The organism is Flavobacterium soyangense (assembly GCF_015277675.1).
GTDB lineage: Bacteria > Bacteroidota > Bacteroidia > Flavobacteriales > Flavobacteriaceae > Flavobacterium > Flavobacterium soyangense.
Genome location: NZ_JADHEC010000003.1, coordinates 82,900 through 101,883, shown reverse-complemented (window position 1 = coordinate 101,883; position 18,984 = coordinate 82,900). Strand labels below are relative to the sequence as shown.

The following is an 18,984-nucleotide window of genomic DNA, read 5'->3' as shown; positions in this document are numbered from 1 at the left end:
TATTAAAAAATATTGAATTCTCGATTATATGCTTCCTCCAATAATTCAATTGATTTTTTTCTTTTACTTTTTTGAGATGCAGTTAATCCCAAAGTATTAATGAGATCCATCAATTCTTCATAAACCATAATACTGTTTTTCTTTTCCAAATTTTTAACAGTAGCATAAAGAATATTTATTAGATCGTCTTTGATTGGTTTATAGATTATTTCGTTTTTAAAAATAATTTTACCCTTAAAATCGTGTAGTAAATTATGTAAACAGTCCATAATATTTTTTCCGAAGTGAAAATTATTTGAGAGATCAAAAAATAATATATCCTCTCCAAAATATTTTTTAGGATTTAGGAATTTAATTTCGTGCTTTATTACTGTGCTTTTAGGGAATTTAGCAACTTCGAAGGTTTTCTTCACTTTAGCATTTGCGATAGCATCATAAACTTTATAATGAATCGCACTTGATTGATTTCCGTACATTTTCATAAAAGATGTTGATTTCTCTAACTGAAATCCACACATTCCAAAAATACTTTTCAAATAGGAATCGCTCCTAATCTCGATTTTTTCATATCCTCCAAATTCAAACTCTTTGACTACTCCCTTAGTTACGTCTATCCCCAATAACCCTTCGATTATTTCTGCGAATTTACTTAACTGGCCCTCTCTAATCTCTTTATAATTATGTCCATATAGAAAATAAGGGATGCTAGATTTGATAACTACGGAGTTGTCATTACAGAAATAGAGACTAAAGTTTTTTACATAGTCTCCTAAAATAGGATTTAAACTATATTGATTCCTAAGTGCAGGATGTTCTACTAATCTGTCCTTTCTAATCGTTGTAGAACTATCGATGTTAACTTTAATTTTGACAAAATCGATTTGATATTTTTCTAATTGTGTATTTTTCATAATATTTTAATTTTTAGTGAGCAATAGCCCAGTTTTTACCTATTTTAAGATCTATTGTTAATGGAACAGATAATTTTACTGCATTTTCCATCTCCTTTTTTACCAAAATTTTCATAATTGGCACCTCATCATCAGGAACTTCAAACAATAATTCATCGTGAATTTGGAGTACTAACTTAGATTTGAGATTATTTTTTGTAATAGCTTTGTCGCAAGCTATCATCGCCATTTTAATAATATCCGCTGCACTACCTTGAATAGGAGAATTCATAGCAAGACGTTTTCCTTTTTCTCTTTCTGACATTCTCGAAGAACTTAACTCTGGAATTGGTCTTTTTCTTCCATAGATTGTTTGGGAGTAACCGTAGTCGTCAGCAAAAACAATCAATCCATCCAAAAAGGACTTCACCCCACTAAAACGTTTAAAATAATCATCCATAATTTTTTGAGCCTGTTCCTCAGAATGAACCCTTTTTGTGATTTCAGTTAGTGATTCCGCAAGTCCATTAGCAGTCTTTCCATAAATCAAACCGAAATTAATTGACTTAGCGATAGAACGTTGTTCCTTGGTTACATCGTCAAATTTTACTTTAAAAATTTCACTCGCAGTAAGTTTGTGAATGTCTAAATCTCCGTTATAAGCTTTCAACAAAAAAGTATCTTGGCTCATTTCTGCCGTTACCCTAAGTTCAATTTGAGAATAATCTGCTCCAATAAATTGGCATCCTTGTTTTGGAATAAACACCTCTCTAAATTTAGATTCAAGTACTTTTAATCTAGTTATTTCTTCATTTTCTTTAGGTTTTATATCTACGTTTGGAATGTTTTGTAAATTAGGATTACTACAACTAAATCTTCCTGTAGCCGTTCCGATTTGATTAAAATTTCCGTGCAAGCGTTTTGTTTTACAATTAACTTTTTTTAACTGACTACAGAATTTCAAAAGGCTCACTATTTTTCGAAATTCCAAAAGCAAAGGGATAATTTCGTGGTCTTTACTTAACTTGTTTAAGTGTGATTTATCGACAGAATAATAACTACTATTTGATTTTTTCTTTGTTTTTGACTCTAATTTTAAAACATCAAAAAGTAATTCACTAATTTGTTCAGAACTGTTAAGGTTTAGTTCAGAATTTGCAAATCGATGAATCTGGATTTTGGTTTTGTTACTCAACTCAATTAATTCAAGTTCTACATTCGATAATGTTTTAATGTCTATTTTTACGCCTTCCAGTTCCATTTTTATGAGAACAGGAATTAATTGATGTTCTACATTTATAATTGTATCATTCATAATTTGGAATTTAATTGGTTATTGATATAATGATACAATTGAAATGTTTGGTCAGTATCTTCACATGCATAATTTGTCAGCTCTTCTATAGGAACTTCCTTAATTGATTTTCCTTTGAGCATTTCCTCATAGTTGACTTGACAGTAACCTAAGTGTAACTTTGAAATTTCCTTTAAACCGTGAGTTTTGCGATTGGGGTCTAATAAATAATCCATAATCATAGTGTCCTTAATCTGTCCATTAATCTCAATTCCGTACAGCTGGAGAAATTTCAAATCGAATTTTGCGTTGTGAAATACCTTTGTGATGGTTTCACTTGTCACAAAAGGCATTATAGGTTGGATAAAATCAAGAATTTTACCTTTCTGCATTCGAAAACTGACATTAAATCCAGTACGTTCCTTAAAAGTCAAAGCCATACATTCAATCTCGTCGTTATGGGGATCAAGACCAGTAGTTTCCAAATCTATTGCCAAAACTCCTTGACGGTTTTCTCCAAAATATTTTGTGAGTTCTTTTACCAAACGAGTCATTTTATTTTTGGTGTCAACTATTCTGTAATCAACAGAAATGTCTTTAATTGTTGTGTAAACTATAGGAGGGGAGTTATTGACTACTTCAAAATATATTTTAGTATTGCTTGGAGTTTCTTTGTAATTATATCCTTTATACTCTAAGTATTTTTTTAATCGAGTAGTAAATGATTTTTGCGTAGGTTGGTATTTATAAGAAACATAGCCTCCTTTGACAAAGGTTTGAAACAATTCTTTTTTATGTAGTTTTTTAGACCGAATCAATTCTTCGTCTAAAAATTCTATCAGTTCAATGCCAACATCATTTATCAATCGTCTCTCGTTTAAATTGATCGAATCTGCTTGTACTAATCCACTATTGAGATATTTTTGAATACAACATATCATATACATAGAGAACTCATTCCATTGGTCTGTATTCCAATCGTCAAAAAAATAATGTTCAAAATCTTCAAAAACAGTAAGATGTTTTCCGTAGTGTTCTGAAAACTCTATTTCATAACGTCTTCTTTCAGTACTATTACCCATAGGGGCTTTTAATAAATAATTAGAGGTTATAATCATTTTAGGACTAAGACAAAAAGGAACATAAACGTCAGTTTTGTACTTCTTGCTAATTGTAAAGCCGTCTGTAACCCTTCCGTAAAACATCTCAAAATTTTGGTTTTCCTTAATGTCATTTATTGCAACAATATTGGTTTGTGGACTAACTCTTTGGAAAGAAAAATTATTACGGCTATCAAAATCTTTCCCCGATATATCGCATAGACTACGCATATAACTTAATCCTTTCACAAATAGAGACTTTCCACTACCCCCAGAAACTATGTTTAACTCGTTGATTGTTCCATCAAGTAAAATTACTGCTTTTGAATTCGCAGGGTTTTGATAACGATGGAGCATATAACCAATAACTGATTCAAAAGCATTTATCCTATCTGGTAATTGGTTTGAAATATTACAAATAAATCTCTGAAATGGCACAGACGTTTTCGACGAACCGCTTTTTGGTAGTTTGAATTCTCTGTCAATGATCTGTTCCTCCAATACATTTCCGTTTAAGTCTTTGTAATCAACTAATGTTATACTGTATTTATCAACCTTTACAGCTGTATTTTTGAAGTAAAAATAACTCTCATTCTCCGTATCAAGATGTAGTAGAATCTCAATTGTGGGAAGAAAATACAATGTTTTTTCATCCATCAAAACCCTTATTTTGGCTACCCAAGACTCCAAGACGTCTTTTATTGTGAATCCATCATTCGAATAACTTTCAAAATTATTTTCCAACCAATCTAAACAGACTTCTATCATAAATGGCTTATCAACAATCTTAACTAAGTTACCTTTAACTTGCACATATTCAAGCATCCCATTTACTTTAGCTCTATAAAAACTCAGAAAGTTCAAGAAATTAATAAAATCCATCGTTGGAATATAGATCCTCCCCTTTGCAGTTTTGCGAAATGGGGTTGAAATAACCTTTTGTGTTATTTCGTTTTTTTCATTTTTCATAAAATTATGTTTTTAAGTTTTTGATGAACTGCTCGACTTCCGATAGTTTATAACGCTTTGCGCCTCCTACGTTACAAACTGGAAAGTTTTTGTAAGTTTTCTTCATCTTATAAAATTGTGAAAGAGAAATTTGAAGAGCATTACACAATTCATTTGGCTTTAAAAAGTTTCCTTGAGTTGTAGACGTCTCTACAAATACATTAGAATGTTCCAATAGTTGAGATAATACTTTCCCTGCTATTCGGTTTTCTAACTCCGAAAAGAATTTTAAAAAATGGTTGTAAAGTGCTTGATTTTCCATATAACTTCTGCTTTCTTTCAGCAAAGGTAATATGGACATATGAGGTTTATTTCTCGGTGCGTAAACGAGGGGTATTTATGTTTTTTTTACGCAAATAATTTAATATGAATGCGTAAAATCTTGAAAAATTCTTTTGATTAAGATTTTCTGATATTTCTACTTTTAGTAAGGAGGTATTTATCTAAATCAGTGGAAGGATTTCTAGCAACGAAATCTTTGTAGGAGTCTCTAATTTGTGGAAAGGAATTGTACATTACTTTCATAATGTCAAGTTTGGTAATTTTTTTGTTTGATGGTTTTGTTTTAAAACCCTTTCTGACTTTTTTAATTTCCTTAGTTTGTTTTTTATGTTCAATAATTTGTTTTGATCTTAAAGATGAATTTTTCTCTGAATTATATAACTCATATATCTCAAAAAATGCATTATATAATTCTGCACTATTTTTAAATTCTATGTTTAAACAAATTGGATTTGTATTGTTTCCTGTGGAAAATGAGTTGTAAAATAGTTCTTTGACTTGATTTTTATCAAATAGACCTGTCAATAATCTAAATACTTCAGATTTGAATTCTAAAAAGTAATCCGATGCCTTTTCTACCAAATAGTTTTCAATTTTAAACTCATCGTTCTTCTTTTTATCAATAAGTTTTAGTTTTTCTAAAAATTCAGGATTTTCATCTAATTGTACTTTGGTGGTTAATGAACGCAAAGGAATTTTATATCGGATTTCGCCCCCAATTAAATAATTCGATTCATTCTTCTTATAAAACTTAAATCGTCTCTCAGTTGTTTTTTCGTTGTTCTCGATATAATTCAAAATATTGGAACTGTTAGTGTTAATCAAGTCTAAAATTTTGTTCTCATCGTTTGTTTGATTGTCTATTCCTTGCTTTTTTAACCAATCATATAAATAGCTATTAGAATTATAACCAAAATATGATTTCGCATACTTAAAAATAAAATATTGCTCTCTTATTGAGTAGTTTGAAATACTATCTTTGAAGTAATTAAGATCCAATAAATGTTCCTCTAAAAGAATATGAAGAAACTCAAAAACCATTGAAGCACTCTTAGGAGATAAATCTGTTAATTCTAATTTAATTCTATCGTACTTTGGCATATTGAGGACTTTCAAAGAGACTACTTAATTTTCTAAAGCGAATTTAAGTAAATTTTTATTGATTGACGAAAATGGAAATATTTTCAATCTCTTTAGGTGTAAGTAATAAAAGGATAAAGAGGAAGATTAGTTTTGTAATCTGCTTCTAACAAAATCATTTTAAAATTAATTTTGAAGAAGCGATACTTTTGAATAATGTCAATAAAGGCAAGACTTTCGGAGGGAGTTTGAGCATATGTTTTAGCTCAACAAAAAAAGCCTCAAAAATATAACTGATTTTCAAGGCTTTACAAGGTTTTAATGTGGTCCCACTTGGAATCGAACCAAGCACCTACTGATTATGAGTCAGTTGCTCTAACCGAATGAGCTATAGGACCATTTATGCGGTTGCGAAATTACTACAATTTTACATTTGATGCAAATATTTTTGAACTAGATTTATATAGTGCTGCAATATAATTATGTATAGTACACAAAACCCCTGATTACTAGAATCCTGAACAAAATGTTATCTTATGAAAAATTATCGAATTTCTTGACACAATTCAATCAAAACTCCATTTGTGTTTTTTGGATGTAAAAAAACAACTAATTTATTATCAGCTCCATTTTTTGGAGTTTCGTTTAAAATGATAAAACCTTCGTTTTTTAAACGGGCTATTTCAACCATTATATCTTCAACTTCAAAAGCAATATGATGAATTCCTTCTCCTTTTTTTGCAATAAATTTTGCGATGGGACTTTCAAGGTTTGTCGCTTCAAGAAGTTCAATTTTGTTAGGACCACTCATAAAAAAAGCAGTTTTGACACCTTCACTGGCGACTTCTTCTTCTTTATAAGCTGGTGCTCCAAAGAGTTTTTCATAAATTATAGAAGCATTTTTTAAACTACTAACGGCTATTCCTATATGTTCAATTTTTTTCATTTTGTATTGTACGTTTACACCATTAAAAGTAAAGGAAATTTGTGGTTTTTCGGAAATCTAACCTAAAATAAAATCAAAAATTTTGGTTCTACATTATAAATATAGATATAAAACTCTTTTTGACGTTACGACTTTGTAACTTTGCCACTCAAAAAATTAGTATTTTTGCACAATGGAAACAAATAGACAGAAAAAAATAGGTGGCGTTATCCAAAAAGATTTGGTTGACATTCTACAAGGTGAAGTGAGAAAAAACGGAGTTACAAATTTGATAATTTCGGTATCCAAAGTTAGTGTTACTACAGATTTATCAGTAGCGACGGTGCATTTAAGTATTTTTCCTCAAGATAAAGCCAAAGAAACATTGGTGGCAATAAAAACAAATTCTAAATTAATCAAGCACGATTTATCGCAAAGAGTTCGATTACAATTGCGAAAAGTTCCTAATTTAGTATTCTTCATAGACGACTCTTTAGACTATATTGAAAAAATTGACAATGCTTTGTCTTCCAAAGAAAATCCTATTGAAAACCGTGATCTTTTAGAAAAACGCAGACATTCATAACTTGAATTTTCCCCTCTACATAGCCAAACGTTATATTTTTAGCAATAGTAAAAATAATGCCATCAATATAATAAATCGCATTGCCAGTATGGGAATAATTGTTGGCGCAATGGCTTTGTTCGTGGTTTTATCCGTTTTTAGCGGATTAAAAGATTTTAGCCTTTCTTTTTCCAATAATATTGATCCTGAATTAAAAATTAGCAGCACTTTAGGAAAATCATTTTATATTTCGCCAAATCAAGAAAACCAAATCAAGGAAATTAAAGGCATAGCTTCTTATAGTAAAATTATAGAAGAACGCGTTTTATTTATTTTTAACGGAAAGCAAGAGGTCACCTATTTGAAAGGTGTTGATTCTGCTTTTAGCAAAGTAAATGCGATTAAAAAAAATCTCTACAATGGAGAATGGCTAAAACCAAACACTTATGACGTAGTTGTAGGTTACGGAATCGCCGATAAATTTTCGATGGGCTTGCTAGATTACAACAATTCTCTTGAAGTTTTAGTTCCAAAACCAGGAAAAGGCGCTATCGAAAATCCTGCAGAAGCCTTTAATAAAGTGGTTGTAACGCCCGTTGGAATTTATGCCATAAGCGAAGACTATGACTCAAAATATGTTTTTGCAGATTTGGGATTGGCGCAAGAATTATTGGAATACAAACCCAATCAAATTTCGGGAATTGAAATCAAAGAAAAAAAAGGTGCTGATGAAAATGCCATCATCAATCGACTTCAAACAATTTTCAACAATAAAATCACCATAAAAAACAGGGCTCAACTCAATCAATCCCTGTATAAAATGTTAAATACCGAGAATCTTGCGGTATATCTCATCTTTACATTGGTAATTATTATTGCACTTTTTAACTTGATTGGCGCATTGATTATGATGATTCTCGACAAAAAAGGAAATCTGAAAACACTGTTGAATCTGGGAACCGAAATCAAGGATTTGCGTAAAATATTCCTGCTGCAAGGCACTTTATTGAGTGTTATCGGTGGGATTATTGGATTAACTTTAGGAATTGCAATTGTATTATTACAACAACATTTCGAACTCGTAATGATAACTCCTACTCTTGCTTATCCAGTGGTTTTTAGTATTGAAAACGTCCTGATTGTTTTTTCAACGATTGTCACGCTTGGTTTTATCGCTTCTTTGATTGCGAGTAGTCGCGTGAGCAAAAAGTTGTTGGATTAGAAAAAAACCCGACAGGTTTTAAAAACCTGTCGGGTTTGGAAATTTATGATTTTACACCACCTGATAATCCGAATACGCATCTTCAATCTCATTCAAAACAGCAAATAATTCTTCTGGAGTGCTAAGGGTAACTAACTTTTGTCTGTATTCTTTAAAAGAGTGAATCCCTTTGAAATAATTAGAATAATGAGGACGCGTTTCTACAATTCCGAGTCGTTCTCCTTTCCAATCCATTGCCCAAGTAAGATGGTTGCGCACTGCTTCCACTCTATATGCAACTGTTGGTTTTGCTAAATGTTCCCCTGTTTCGAAATAATGTTTTATTTCATTAAAAATCCAAGGATAACCAATGGCAGCGCGACCTATCATAATGCCGTCGATGCCGTATTCATTTTTATAATGCAATGCTTTTTCGGGAGAATCGATATCGCCGTTACCGAAAATAGGCATCGTAATTCTAGGATTATTTTTCACTCGCGCAATATGCGACCAATCAGAATGACCTTTATACATTTGGGCTCGAGTTCTGGCGTGAATGCTCAAAGCTGCAACACCAATGTCCTGTAAACGTTCAGCTACTTCGTCAATATTGATGGAATTATCGTCCCAACCCAAACGGGTTTTAACCGTCACTGGCAAATGCGTACTATCGATAACGGCTTGTGTCAAGCGAATCATCAAATCGACATCTTTTAGGACTCCTGCTCCTGCTCCTTTGCAAACTACTTTCTTCACGGGACAACCAAAATTAATGTCGATTATGTCTGGATTTACAGTAGAAACTATTTTGGAAGAAAGTGCCATAGCTTCTTCATCTCCTCCAAAAATTTGGATTCCAACCGGTCTTTCATAATCGAAAATATCTAATTTCATTCGGCTTTTGATGGCGTCGCGAATTAACCCTTCAGAAGAAATAAATTCGGAATACATCAAGTCTGCGCCGTGCATTTTGCATAATCTACGAAATGGTGGATCACTCACATCTTCCATAGGTGCAAGAAGTAGAGGAAATTCTGGTAATGTTATGTTGCCAATTTTTATCAAGGGAAATTTTTTGCAAAGATAGATTTTTTAGATGAAAAGATAATAGCCATACTATTAAACCAATTAGTTTGCCATAATGAGACTTTGAAACTGCTGAATTTAAACTATATTTGCAGATTAATTGCGTGAGGGATAGAAGCGGCATCCTTTTGTGGAGCGATAGCGAAACAAAAGATATAGCGAATAGCCCGACCCGGAGTTGCGAGGAGGAACGACGAAGCAATCTGGAGGGTCACGCCCAAAAATTTGACATAAATAGAGAATGAAAAACATACGGAATTTTTGCATTATTGCACACATTGATCACGGAAAAAGCACGCTTGCCGATCGCTTGCTTGGTGCAACACATACTGTAACGGCACGTGAGGAAAAGGCGCAATTGCTGGACAATATGGACTTGGAACGCGAACGTGGCATCACCATAAAAAGTCACGCCATCCAGATGGAATACACTTATAAAGGAGAAGAATACATCCTGAATTTGATTGACACTCCGGGTCACGTAGATTTTTCGTACGAAGTTTCCCGTTCGATTGCGGCTTGTGAAGGAGCCCTTTTGATTGTAGATGCAGCGCAAAGTATTCAGGCACAGACAATTTCAAATTTATATTTGGCATTAGAAAACGACTTGGAAATTATTCCGGTTTTAAATAAAGTGGATTTACCTAGTGCCAATCCAGAGGAAGTTAGCGATGATATTGTTGACCTATTGGGTTGTAAACTCGAAGATATTATCCACGCTTCGGGGAAAACGGGTTTGGGTGTCGAAAATATTTTGGCAGCCATCATCGAAAGAATTCCACCTCCAAAAGGGAATATTGACGAACCGTTGCAGGCTTTAATTTTCGATTCGCATTACAATCCATTTCGCGGAATTGAGGTTATTTTTCGAGTGAAAAACGGTCAGATTAAAAAGGGTCAGAAAATAAAATTTATGGCCACCGGAAATGAATATTTTGCGGATGAAATAGGAACTTTGAAACTGAACCAAGTTCCTAAAAATGTAATTTCGGCTGGTGATGTTGGCTATTTGATTTCGGGAATTAAAGAAGCCAAAGAGGTAAAAGTGGGCGACACCTTGACGGATGCCAAAGTGCCAACAACGAATATCATTAAGGGTTTTGAAGATGTGAAGCCAATGGTTTTTGCGGGGATCTATCCTGTGGACACCGAAGATTATGAAGAACTTAGAAACTCGATGGAAAAGCTGCAGTTGAACGATGCTTCATTGGTGTTTTTACCGGAAAGTTCAGCAGCATTAGGATTTGGTTTTCGTTGCGGATTCTTGGGAATGTTGCACATGGAAATCATCCAGGAACGTTTGGAGAGAGAATTTAATATGACCGTAATTACAACCGTTCCTAACGTTTCGTATTTGGCTTATACCAAAAAGGATCCAGAAAAACCATTGGTTGTAAACAATCCAACAGATTTACCCGAGCCTTCTCGTTTAGACCATGTTGAAGAACCATTCATAAAAGCGACTATTATCACTAAGTCCGATTATGTTGGAAATGTAATGTCCTTATGTATTGAAAAACGAGGCCTGATTACGAATCAAACTTATTTGACAACCGAACGTGTCGAATTGACATTTGACATGCCATTGGCCGAAATTGTATTTGACTTTTATGACCGTTTAAAAACCGTTTCTAAAGGTTATGCTTCGTTTGATTATACTCCAATTGGGATGCGGACTTCGAATTTGGTCAAAGTCGACATCTTGTTGAACGCTACCATTGTAGATGCTTTGTCTTCGTTGATGCACGCCGACAATGCGTATTCGATTGGTAAAAAAATGTGCGAAAAACTCAAAGAATTAATTCCACGTCAGCAATTTGACATTCCCGTTCAAGCTGCGATTGGCGTGAAAGTAATTTCTCGCGAGACCATAAAAGCCTTACGAAAAGATGTTACCGCAAAATGTTATGGTGGTGATATTTCGCGTAAACGTAAACTTTTAGAAAAACAGAAAAAAGGTAAAAAAAGGATGAGATTGGTGGGAAATGTGGAGATTCCGCAAGAAGCCTTTATGGCTGTTTTGAAATTGAATGATTAATCCCATCCTAAATCCTTCTTAAAGGGAAGGACTTTGCTGAAATAAATAAAAAACCTGATGATGGAAATAGTCAGGTTTTTTTGTTTAGTAAAGATTCACCGAAATCGCAGAGAATCCTTGTAATCCGTGGCTAAAAAACTTCGTACCTTTGCATCACAAATTTTTTAAACTTAAAACAAGTGAATGAAGAGATTGCTTCGTTCCTCGAAATGACTATGATTGAAGATAAATCACCGCAACGCACGAGCATTGCTCAATTAGGCGAATTTGGACTTATAGACCATTTAACGAAAAACTTTAAAATTATTCAACCTTCAACTCTAAAAGGAATTGGCGATGATGCTGCGGTTCTTGATTTTAAAGACAAGAAAGTATTGATTTCAACTGACATGTTGGTTGAAGGAGTTCATTTTGATTTGGGCTACATGCCATTGAGACATTTAGGTTACAAAGCTGTGGTGACCAATGTTTCCGATATTTGTGCGATGAATGCCAAAGCTACACAAATTTTGGTTTCTATTGCGGTTTCCAATAGGTTTCCACTAGAAGCTTTAGAAGAACTGTTTGATGGAATTACGCTTGCCGCCAATGAGTACAAGCTTGATGTTATTGGTGGCGATACCACTTCTTCGCAAAAAGGAATGATTATCAGCATTACTGTTATTGGCGAAGCCAATGAAGATGAAATTGTTTATAGAAATGGAGCTGGTCAAACTGATTTATTGGTGGTAACCGGCGATATTGGTGCGGCATATATGGGATTGCAGGTTCTCGAAAGAGAGAAACAAGTATTCCAAGTCAACCCAAATTCACAACCAGATTTAGATGCTTATACATATTTAATTGAGCGCCAATTAAAACCTGAAGCCCGAAAAGACGTGCGCACTTTGCTACACGCATTGGAAATAAAACCAACATCAATGATCGATATTTCGGATGGATTATCATCTGAAATTATGCATTTATGCAAACAATCAAAAGTAGGTTGTAATTTGTATGAAGATAAATTGCCTCTTGATCCGCAATTGATAAATGTTTGTGAAGAATTTAATTTGGATTCAACAACCGTGGCGATAAATGGCGGCGAAGATTACGAATTACTTTTCACTATTAAAATGGAAGATTTTGACAAAATAAAAGGAAATCCAAACTTTACGATTATTGGTCATATGACCCAGGAAAGTGAAGGAATACATTTGGTAACACGCGCCAACACAAAAATTCCGCTGAAAGCCAGAGGTTGGAATGCTCTAAGCGAAGAATAGATTTAGATAAAAACGGCACTTAATAAGTGCCAATTTTTTTTTTTAAATTGTTGAAATCTAAAACAACAAACCTCTGTTTTTGGCCTCTCGTACCAAGTCAATATCACTGCCGTCTTGTAAATTCAATAATTTTTTTAGGTTAAGCTTTCTTTTTTCAATTGCTTCTAAAGAAATGGGAACATATTGAGAAATATCATTTGTTTTTGTGCCTTTTGAAATATGAAAGAGGATTTGTTTGTCAAACAAATCAATTTCAATGGTTTCGTGTTGTGACTGATCTATCATTTTTTGGATTGACTGACTATAATAAATCTCATTATTTATAACTTTATCAAAACCAAAAAGTAACTCGTCGAATGTTAAATCGTTTTTTATAACTAATCCATTAGGATTTATTGCGTCAATGATATTCTGTATTTTTAACAATTCCGTGTACATAGTGAGCAAAATAATTTTGCAGTTTGGCATGTATTCATTTAACAATTTTGCCAAATCTTCCCCGGAAAAAATGCCTTTTTCTTCATATGTTGGCATACTGATGTCTAAAAAAGCAATATCAAAAACCACAGTTTCAGGATTTGTAATGATATCGTATGCTGATTTACAATCATTGGCTTGATCTATAAAAAACTCATATTCTTTAGGATTGTACCTAGTAATGGCATTTTTATAGCCTTGAATAATAAATGGGTGGTCATCTACTATTAATATATTGTTTTTAATTATTTCTTTGGCAGTTGAATCAAATGTCATTTTTTTGTAAATTTTTGTTTTGTTAAATTGGGACTGTAACTGTAATTATTGTTCCTTCTCCTTTTTTTGATTTTATTTCAAATGTTCCATTGCATTCATTAATTCTAGAAAGCATGTTTTGCAAGCCAATTCCCTTTTTTGCCCTATTTACATTAAATCCAACTCCGTCATCACTTATCTGCAAAAGTAAATTGTCAATTTCTTTTTTGAATTCTACATTGATAGAATCGGCATTTGCATACTTATTAATGTTTTGGAGTGATTCCTGGATTATTCTGTATAAATTTATTTTATTGGCGTTACTCATTGATTCCCATTTTATGTTTGAATCAATATTTGAAACTAATTTTGATTTAAATGTCTTTTTTTGATCTTCAAATAAGTTGTCTACTATGGCAACGAAGTTATTAATTAATTCTGATTTTTCCCTATTTAAATCATGCGAAATTTCACGAATGTCCTGTTCTATATTTTTCAATTCAGTTAAGTAACTGTTCCTTTGATAAGAAGCACTTTCATCATGAATTTTATTTAAACTGTCCAAATTCATTCGCACACCAAACATTCTTCCCAAAACCCCATCATGCAATTCTTGAGCCACTCGTTTTTTCTCTTTTATCCTGATGGTTTCTACATTGCCTTGTTGTGAAATCATTAAATTATAAATTTCCTCGTTGACTTTTTGTTGTTCTTGTTTATATAACAACTCTCTGGTTTTAGCCTTTTGTGCTTTGATGATATATAAGAACATCCCCAAAATTAAAATAGAACCAAAGATGTAAACCAAGTTCCTGTTTTGAGTTGTTAGATCCGTGTTTTCCTGTTTGATTTCATCTGTTTCATACTCAATACGGGTGAATTTATCCCCAATTTTACGTTCTGCTTTTTGCAAACTGTCGTTAATGTGGATGTATTCTTTGTTATAAATGGACGCTTTCTTTGGTTCAATAATAGCCAGTTGTTTGAGAGCCAATAGAGCATTTCTATTGTTTTTAGATGTTTTGGCCGTCTTTAGTGCTTCTTTCGAGTACTGTAATGCTTTTATAGTATCATTTTTAGAAGCAAAATATTCCGACAAATGGATTTTACTGATAATAACTCCAATGGTCAATTGCAAACTATCTCTTAGTTCCAGAGATTGAAATAATAGTTTCGGAAGGCCGTTAGGGTCTTTAAGCTTGTATCTTGAATAGCCCAAATTATCCAAAAGCATTGCATATAAAGGTGGTTTATACAAAATTAAATCTTTTTTTTGTTCCAATCCTTTTTGAAAATAAGGTATTGCTTTCTTGTATTGATTCAAATTTTGATAGACTAATCCCATATTATTTAATGAGGTAGCTTTTGACTGAAACTCAACTGGTGTTGTCTCATCATTTATACTTGCCAATGCCTTGTTATGAAACTCAATGGCCTTATCAAACTCTCCAAGTTCATTGTAAACTAATCCCAAAAGATTATATAATTCATAAACAATATCATTTGCTTTTTCTCCTTTGATAACTCGCAAGGCCTTAAAAATAGATATTTCACTTCCCGAAAAATCACTTTCGTTATATTGTAATTGTGCTTTGTTTAATCGTGCTTTTGCAAGATTTAAATTGTCATTCCGTTGAAGATATATTTTTTCGGCTTTGAAATAGTACATAAAAGCACTATCCGAAACTCCTTGTGATCCATAATAATCGCCTAAATACGAATAGGCTTTGGCTGTACTCACAGTATCATTACTAGTTTTTGCATTTTCTAAAACGATTATTGCAATTTTGTGATAGCCAGCCCAATCGTTCAAATTATAATAGCGATTGGCAACCCTAAATAGATTAGCCCTTTGCAAGGAATCATTGGGCTGGTTAATGATGATACCAAATGCTTTCTGTATGTAATCTTGCCGTTTTTTAGTAGTAGCACTAAAATCATTCGCTTTAGACATATAGCTTGTAAGACTATCATCTGATGAAGTAGTAGTTTGATTTGCTGCATTCTTCTTGGTGCAAGCATAGAATACCAGCAGCAGCAATAACATTATGTAGTAAATGTTTTTCAATAGTTATTTATCAATTTCCTCAAAAATACTAAAATAAAACTATTGTCATAAAAAAAAGACTATCAAAATATTGATAGCCTTATTATATTTATAAATAAAAGTCAAATTTGCGATGATATTGGATCAATCCAATCTCACATTTCCACCTGTACTTCCAGAACCTGCAGCATCCAATCTCACGTTACCACCTGTACTTCCAGAACCTGCAGCATCCAGTCTCACGTTTCCACCTGTGCTTCCAGAACCTGCAGCATCCAGTCTCACGTTTCCACCTGTGCTTCCAGAACCAGCAGCATCCAACCTCACGTTTCCGCCTGTACTTCCAGAACCAGCTGCTTCTACAGTTGTATTATTGTTTACAGTTGTTTTAGGTGTAGTGAAAGAAGTTAATATCATTACCAATGACAATAATCCGATAGTTAAAATTGATTTTTTCATAATTATGGGGTTTTTATATTATTATTTTGATTTTACGTTTGTTATATGACTTGTGAGTACCACAGAATCACGATGTAAAAGTATAGAGCATATCTCTATTTTTGTAGTAAAAATGGGCGTTTGTGGTAGAATGCAGGCGTTTGATAGTGAATGACCATCAAATCATGGTGGATGGATATTTTTTAAATCTCCAAATAATTGCCATTAGCAAAATCAGTGATAATACCGTCGATATTTTCCTTGTAAGATTTGGAAAACGGGATTTTTGTAGTGGTGTTTTTAATATAACATACCGCATTTCCGGTATGAATTCTGGAAATGTAATTGCGGTTTACAATATAACTGTTATGAATTCTGGTAAAAGGAGAAGACAATATACCTTCAAAATGTTTCAGTGTTTTGAAAGCCGTAACCATTTCCCCATTATTTAAGTGTATGTCTGTTGAATTATTATCGGCCTGAAAATAGCAAATATCATTAGCATCAATGTATCTATAATCACCATACGATTTGATACATAATATTAGCGGTTGCTCCACCATTGGAACTACTTGTTGTACAAAATTTTCTGGAATTTGTTCTTCTAAAAGCACTGGAGTTTCATTGAGAACCGGAGTTTCTTTTGCTATAGGTTCTTGCAAATCATCCGAAGATTGCGGTTGTTCTTCAATAAGTTTTTGAGAATCATTAAAAGCTGGTTTTTGAACCATAAAGACAGCATCTTCACCAATCGCTTTCTTTATTTTTAAAATTGATTTTATAAAATCAATACGCACCAATGGCTTTATCATATAATCGGCTACTTCGTATTGAATGACTTCAAAAGCCAAATCTTTTTTAGAAGTAGTTATTATAATTTTCGGAATTACCTTCAAATACCTGTATAGTTCATTGATAAGTGCCAATGATAAATTACTTTCCTTATCAGCAGGATCAATTTCGAGAAAAATTAGTTTTGGAGAGTGTTCTAATATTAGATTTAAACCGTTCGAGTAGTTATTAGCCGATGCCACAAAGACAAGCTCCGAGAAACCATCAGCAATTGCTTTAGTTTTCAAAACACTTTCTTGATTGTCGTCAATAATAATGTACGGGTAATTCATCAATGTTTTGTCCTATTTTGTTAGGCATAACATTAGACGTTCAAAGCGAAACACTTTAAAATATTAAGTAATATAGGTAGTTTTGGGAAACTAATTAAACAAAATCTTCCGTTTTTTAATAAAAAACCTTATTTAACAAGCTAAAAATAAACATTTGCAGCATTTTTCACATATGTTGTTAATATTTTATTAACAAATGTTAATACATTAAAATAAAGTGCAAATAAATCCGATAAAATGCAGAGAACAACTGAATTAAACAGCTTTTAAAATCAGAAAGGCTTCTCGATTGAGAAGCCTTTCTTTATATAATTGAATCTTACGATTACATTTTCATCAACCAGTTTTTCATCGAAACTTCATTTTCGATAATTGATTTCAAATCAGTAATTTTTACGCGATCTTGTTTCATTGAATCTCTATGACGAATCGTAACCGTTTGGTCTTCGATAGTTTGATGATCCACCGTGATACAAAATGGAGTTCCCAACGCATCTTGTCTTCTGTAACGTCTTCCTACAGCGTCTTTTTCGTCATAGGCCACATTGAAATCCCAACGCAAATCTTCGATGATTTTATGTGCAATATCAGGCAATCCGTCTTTTTTTACCAATGGCAAAACGGCTGCTTTTGTTGGCGCAAGCACCGATGGTAATTGCAAAACAGTTCTTGTAGAACCATCTTCCAGCGTTTCTTCTTTTAAAGACGTGGCAAAAACGGCTAAGAACATTCTGTCTAATCCTACCGAAGTTTCTACAACGTAAGGTGTATAATTTGCATTGGTTTCGGTGTCGAAATATTGCATCTTTTTACCTGAGAACTTTTCGTGGGCTTTCAAATCGAAATCCGTACGAGAGTGAATTCCTTCTAATTCCTTGAATCCAAAAGGGAAATTAAACTCTATATCGGCAGCTGCATTGGCATAATGCGCTAACTTTTCGTGATCATGAAAACGATAATTTGCTGCTCCTAAACCAAGTGATAAATGCCAGTTCAAACGAGCAGTTTTCCAATGTTCATACCATTGCATTTCTTCGCCTGGTTTTACAAAAAATTGCATTTCCATTTGTTCAAATTCACGCATACGGAAAATAAATTGTCTCGCAACGATTTCATTTCTAAACGCTTTTCCCGTTTGTGCAATTCCAAAAGGAATTTTCATTCTTCCAGATTTTTGAACATTCAAGAAATTGACGAAAATACCTTGTGCCGTTTCCGGACGCAAGTATAAATCCATCGCCGTATCAGCAGAAGCACCTAATTTTGTACCGAACATCAAGTTAAATTGACGCACTTCAGTCCAGTTTCTAGAACCTGTTTCAGGATCGGCAATTTCAAGTTCTTCGATTAATGCTTTTACATCTTCTAAATCGCCGTTTCCTAAAGAACGCCCCATTCTTTCTAGAATTTCTCTTTCTTTAGCAAGATATTCTACCACTCTAGTATTAGTAGTAATGAATTCTTGTTCATTGAAAGCATCTCCAAAACGTGATTTGGCTTTTTCAATCTCTTTTTTGGCTTTCAGATTTAGTTTTTCGGCATAATCCTCAATTAAAACATCAGCACGGTATCTTTTTTTGGAATCCTTGTTGTCAATTAATGGGTCATTAAAAGCGTCAACGTGACCGGAAGCCTTCCAAGTCGTGGGATGCATCAATATTGCCGCATCGAGTCCAACGATGTTATCGTTCATTTGAACCATCGATTTCCACCAATATTCGCGTATATTCTTTTTTAATTCGACTCCATTTTGTGCATAATCATAGACTGCACTTAAACCATCGTATATTTCGCTTGACGGAAAAATAAATCCATATTCCTTTGCGTGCGAAACTACATTTTTGAATAAATCTTCTTGTTTTGCCATAATGATGCAAAAATATAAAAAGTGAACTTAAAAAAAAGGAAT

16 protein-coding genes and 1 tRNA gene are annotated in these 18,984 nt (G+C 33.2%); 4 read left to right on the top strand and 13 right to left on the bottom strand.

Going from position 1 to position 18,984, the window contains the following annotated elements:
- Positions 1 to 2: 2 nt before the first annotated feature.
- The 7 genes from IR213_RS02310 to mce all read right to left on the bottom strand — a co-directional run bounded on the left by IR213_RS02310 (position 3) and on the right by mce (position 6,600).
- Positions 3 to 911 (bottom strand): hypothetical protein, encoded by a 909-nt coding sequence (locus tag IR213_RS02310; protein ID WP_194310699.1) that lies wholly within the window; start codon positions 909 to 911, stop codon positions 3 to 5.
- Positions 912 to 924: 13 nt separating this feature from the next.
- Complete coding sequence (locus tag IR213_RS02305; RefSeq protein ID WP_194310698.1) at positions 925 to 2,205, bottom strand: DNA polymerase A family protein; 1,281 nt, start codon at positions 2,203 to 2,205, stop codon at positions 925 to 927.
- Positions 2,202 to 4,253, bottom strand: coding sequence for a hypothetical protein (locus IR213_RS02300; RefSeq protein WP_194310697.1), 2,052 nt, complete (start codon positions 4,251 to 4,253; stop codon positions 2,202 to 2,204). The genes IR213_RS02305 and IR213_RS02300 overlap by 4 nt, the downstream gene beginning before the upstream one ends.
- Positions 4,254 to 4,257: 4 nt before the next feature.
- Entirely contained in the window at positions 4,258 to 4,593 is a 336-nt protein-coding gene (locus IR213_RS02295; RefSeq protein WP_194310696.1) for a MerR family transcriptional regulator, read from the bottom strand.
- A gap of 98 nt (positions 4,594 to 4,691) precedes the next feature.
- Positions 4,692 to 5,675 carry a hypothetical protein gene (locus IR213_RS02290; RefSeq protein ID WP_194310695.1) on the bottom strand — a complete coding sequence of 328 codons (984 nt, stop codon included), beginning with the start codon at positions 5,673 to 5,675 and terminating at the stop codon, positions 4,692 to 4,694.
- 303 nt (positions 5,676 to 5,978) lie between these two features.
- Positions 5,979 to 6,052: transfer RNA gene (locus tag IR213_RS02285), tRNA-Ile, on the bottom strand.
- 146 nt (positions 6,053 to 6,198) lie between these two features.
- A complete protein-coding gene (mce, locus tag IR213_RS02280) occupies positions 6,199 to 6,600 on the bottom strand; it encodes a methylmalonyl-CoA epimerase (RefSeq protein WP_194310694.1) in 402 nt (133 codons plus the stop codon).
- Between the two features lie 172 nt (positions 6,601 to 6,772).
- Between mce and rbfA the strand changes: the two genes are divergently transcribed.
- Together rbfA and IR213_RS02270 are read left to right on the top strand one after the other, a co-directional pair.
- Entirely contained in the window at positions 6,773 to 7,165 is a 393-nt protein-coding gene (rbfA, locus tag IR213_RS02275) for a 30S ribosome-binding factor RbfA (RefSeq protein WP_194310693.1), read from the top strand.
- A gap of 1 nt (position 7,166) precedes the next feature.
- Positions 7,167 to 8,366, top strand: coding sequence for an ABC transporter permease (locus tag IR213_RS02270; RefSeq protein ID WP_194310692.1), 1,200 nt, complete (start codon positions 7,167 to 7,169; stop codon positions 8,364 to 8,366).
- Between the two features lie 51 nt (positions 8,367 to 8,417).
- On the opposite strand, the gene dusB is transcribed toward IR213_RS02270, so the two are convergent.
- Positions 8,418 to 9,410, bottom strand: a complete 993-nt coding sequence (gene dusB / locus IR213_RS02265; protein WP_194310691.1) for a tRNA dihydrouridine synthase DusB — start codon at positions 9,408 to 9,410, stop codon at positions 8,418 to 8,420.
- Positions 9,411 to 9,672: 262 nt separating this feature from the next.
- Here dusB and lepA point away from each other — a divergent pair, with 262 nt between their 5' ends.
- On the top strand, positions 9,673 to 11,469 hold the full coding sequence (lepA, locus tag IR213_RS02260) for a translation elongation factor 4 (RefSeq protein ID WP_194310690.1): 1,797 nt from the start codon (positions 9,673 to 9,675) through the stop codon (positions 11,467 to 11,469).
- A 215-nt stretch (positions 11,470 to 11,684) separates the two neighbouring features.
- A complete protein-coding gene (thiL, locus tag IR213_RS02255) occupies positions 11,685 to 12,734 on the top strand; it encodes a thiamine-phosphate kinase (RefSeq protein ID WP_194310766.1) in 1,050 nt (349 codons plus the stop codon).
- A 57-nt stretch (positions 12,735 to 12,791) separates the two neighbouring features.
- On the opposite strand, the gene IR213_RS02250 is transcribed toward thiL, so the two are convergent.
- From IR213_RS02250 to IR213_RS02230, 5 genes are all read right to left on the bottom strand, one after another.
- The gene (locus tag IR213_RS02250) at positions 12,792 to 13,487 is read right to left on the bottom strand and encodes a response regulator (RefSeq protein WP_194310689.1); all 696 of its coding nucleotides are present in this window, start codon (positions 13,485 to 13,487) and stop codon (positions 12,792 to 12,794) included.
- 22 nt (positions 13,488 to 13,509) lie between these two features.
- Positions 13,510 to 15,534 carry an ATP-binding protein gene (locus IR213_RS02245; RefSeq protein ID WP_317173106.1) on the bottom strand — a complete coding sequence of 675 codons (2,025 nt, stop codon included), beginning with the start codon at positions 15,532 to 15,534 and terminating at the stop codon, positions 13,510 to 13,512.
- A gap of 123 nt (positions 15,535 to 15,657) precedes the next feature.
- Entirely contained in the window at positions 15,658 to 15,972 is a 315-nt protein-coding gene (locus IR213_RS02240; protein ID WP_194310688.1) for a 3-oxoacyl-ACP reductase, read from the bottom strand.
- Positions 15,973 to 16,154: 182 nt separating this feature from the next.
- The gene (locus tag IR213_RS02235; protein ID WP_194310687.1) at positions 16,155 to 17,075 is read right to left on the bottom strand and encodes a LytR/AlgR family response regulator transcription factor; all 921 of its coding nucleotides are present in this window, start codon (positions 17,073 to 17,075) and stop codon (positions 16,155 to 16,157) included.
- 325 nt (positions 17,076 to 17,400) lie between these two features.
- On the bottom strand, positions 17,401 to 18,942 hold the full coding sequence (locus IR213_RS02230; protein WP_194310686.1) for a glycine--tRNA ligase: 1,542 nt from the start codon (positions 18,940 to 18,942) through the stop codon (positions 17,401 to 17,403).
- Positions 18,943 to 18,984: the final 42 nt, after the last annotated feature.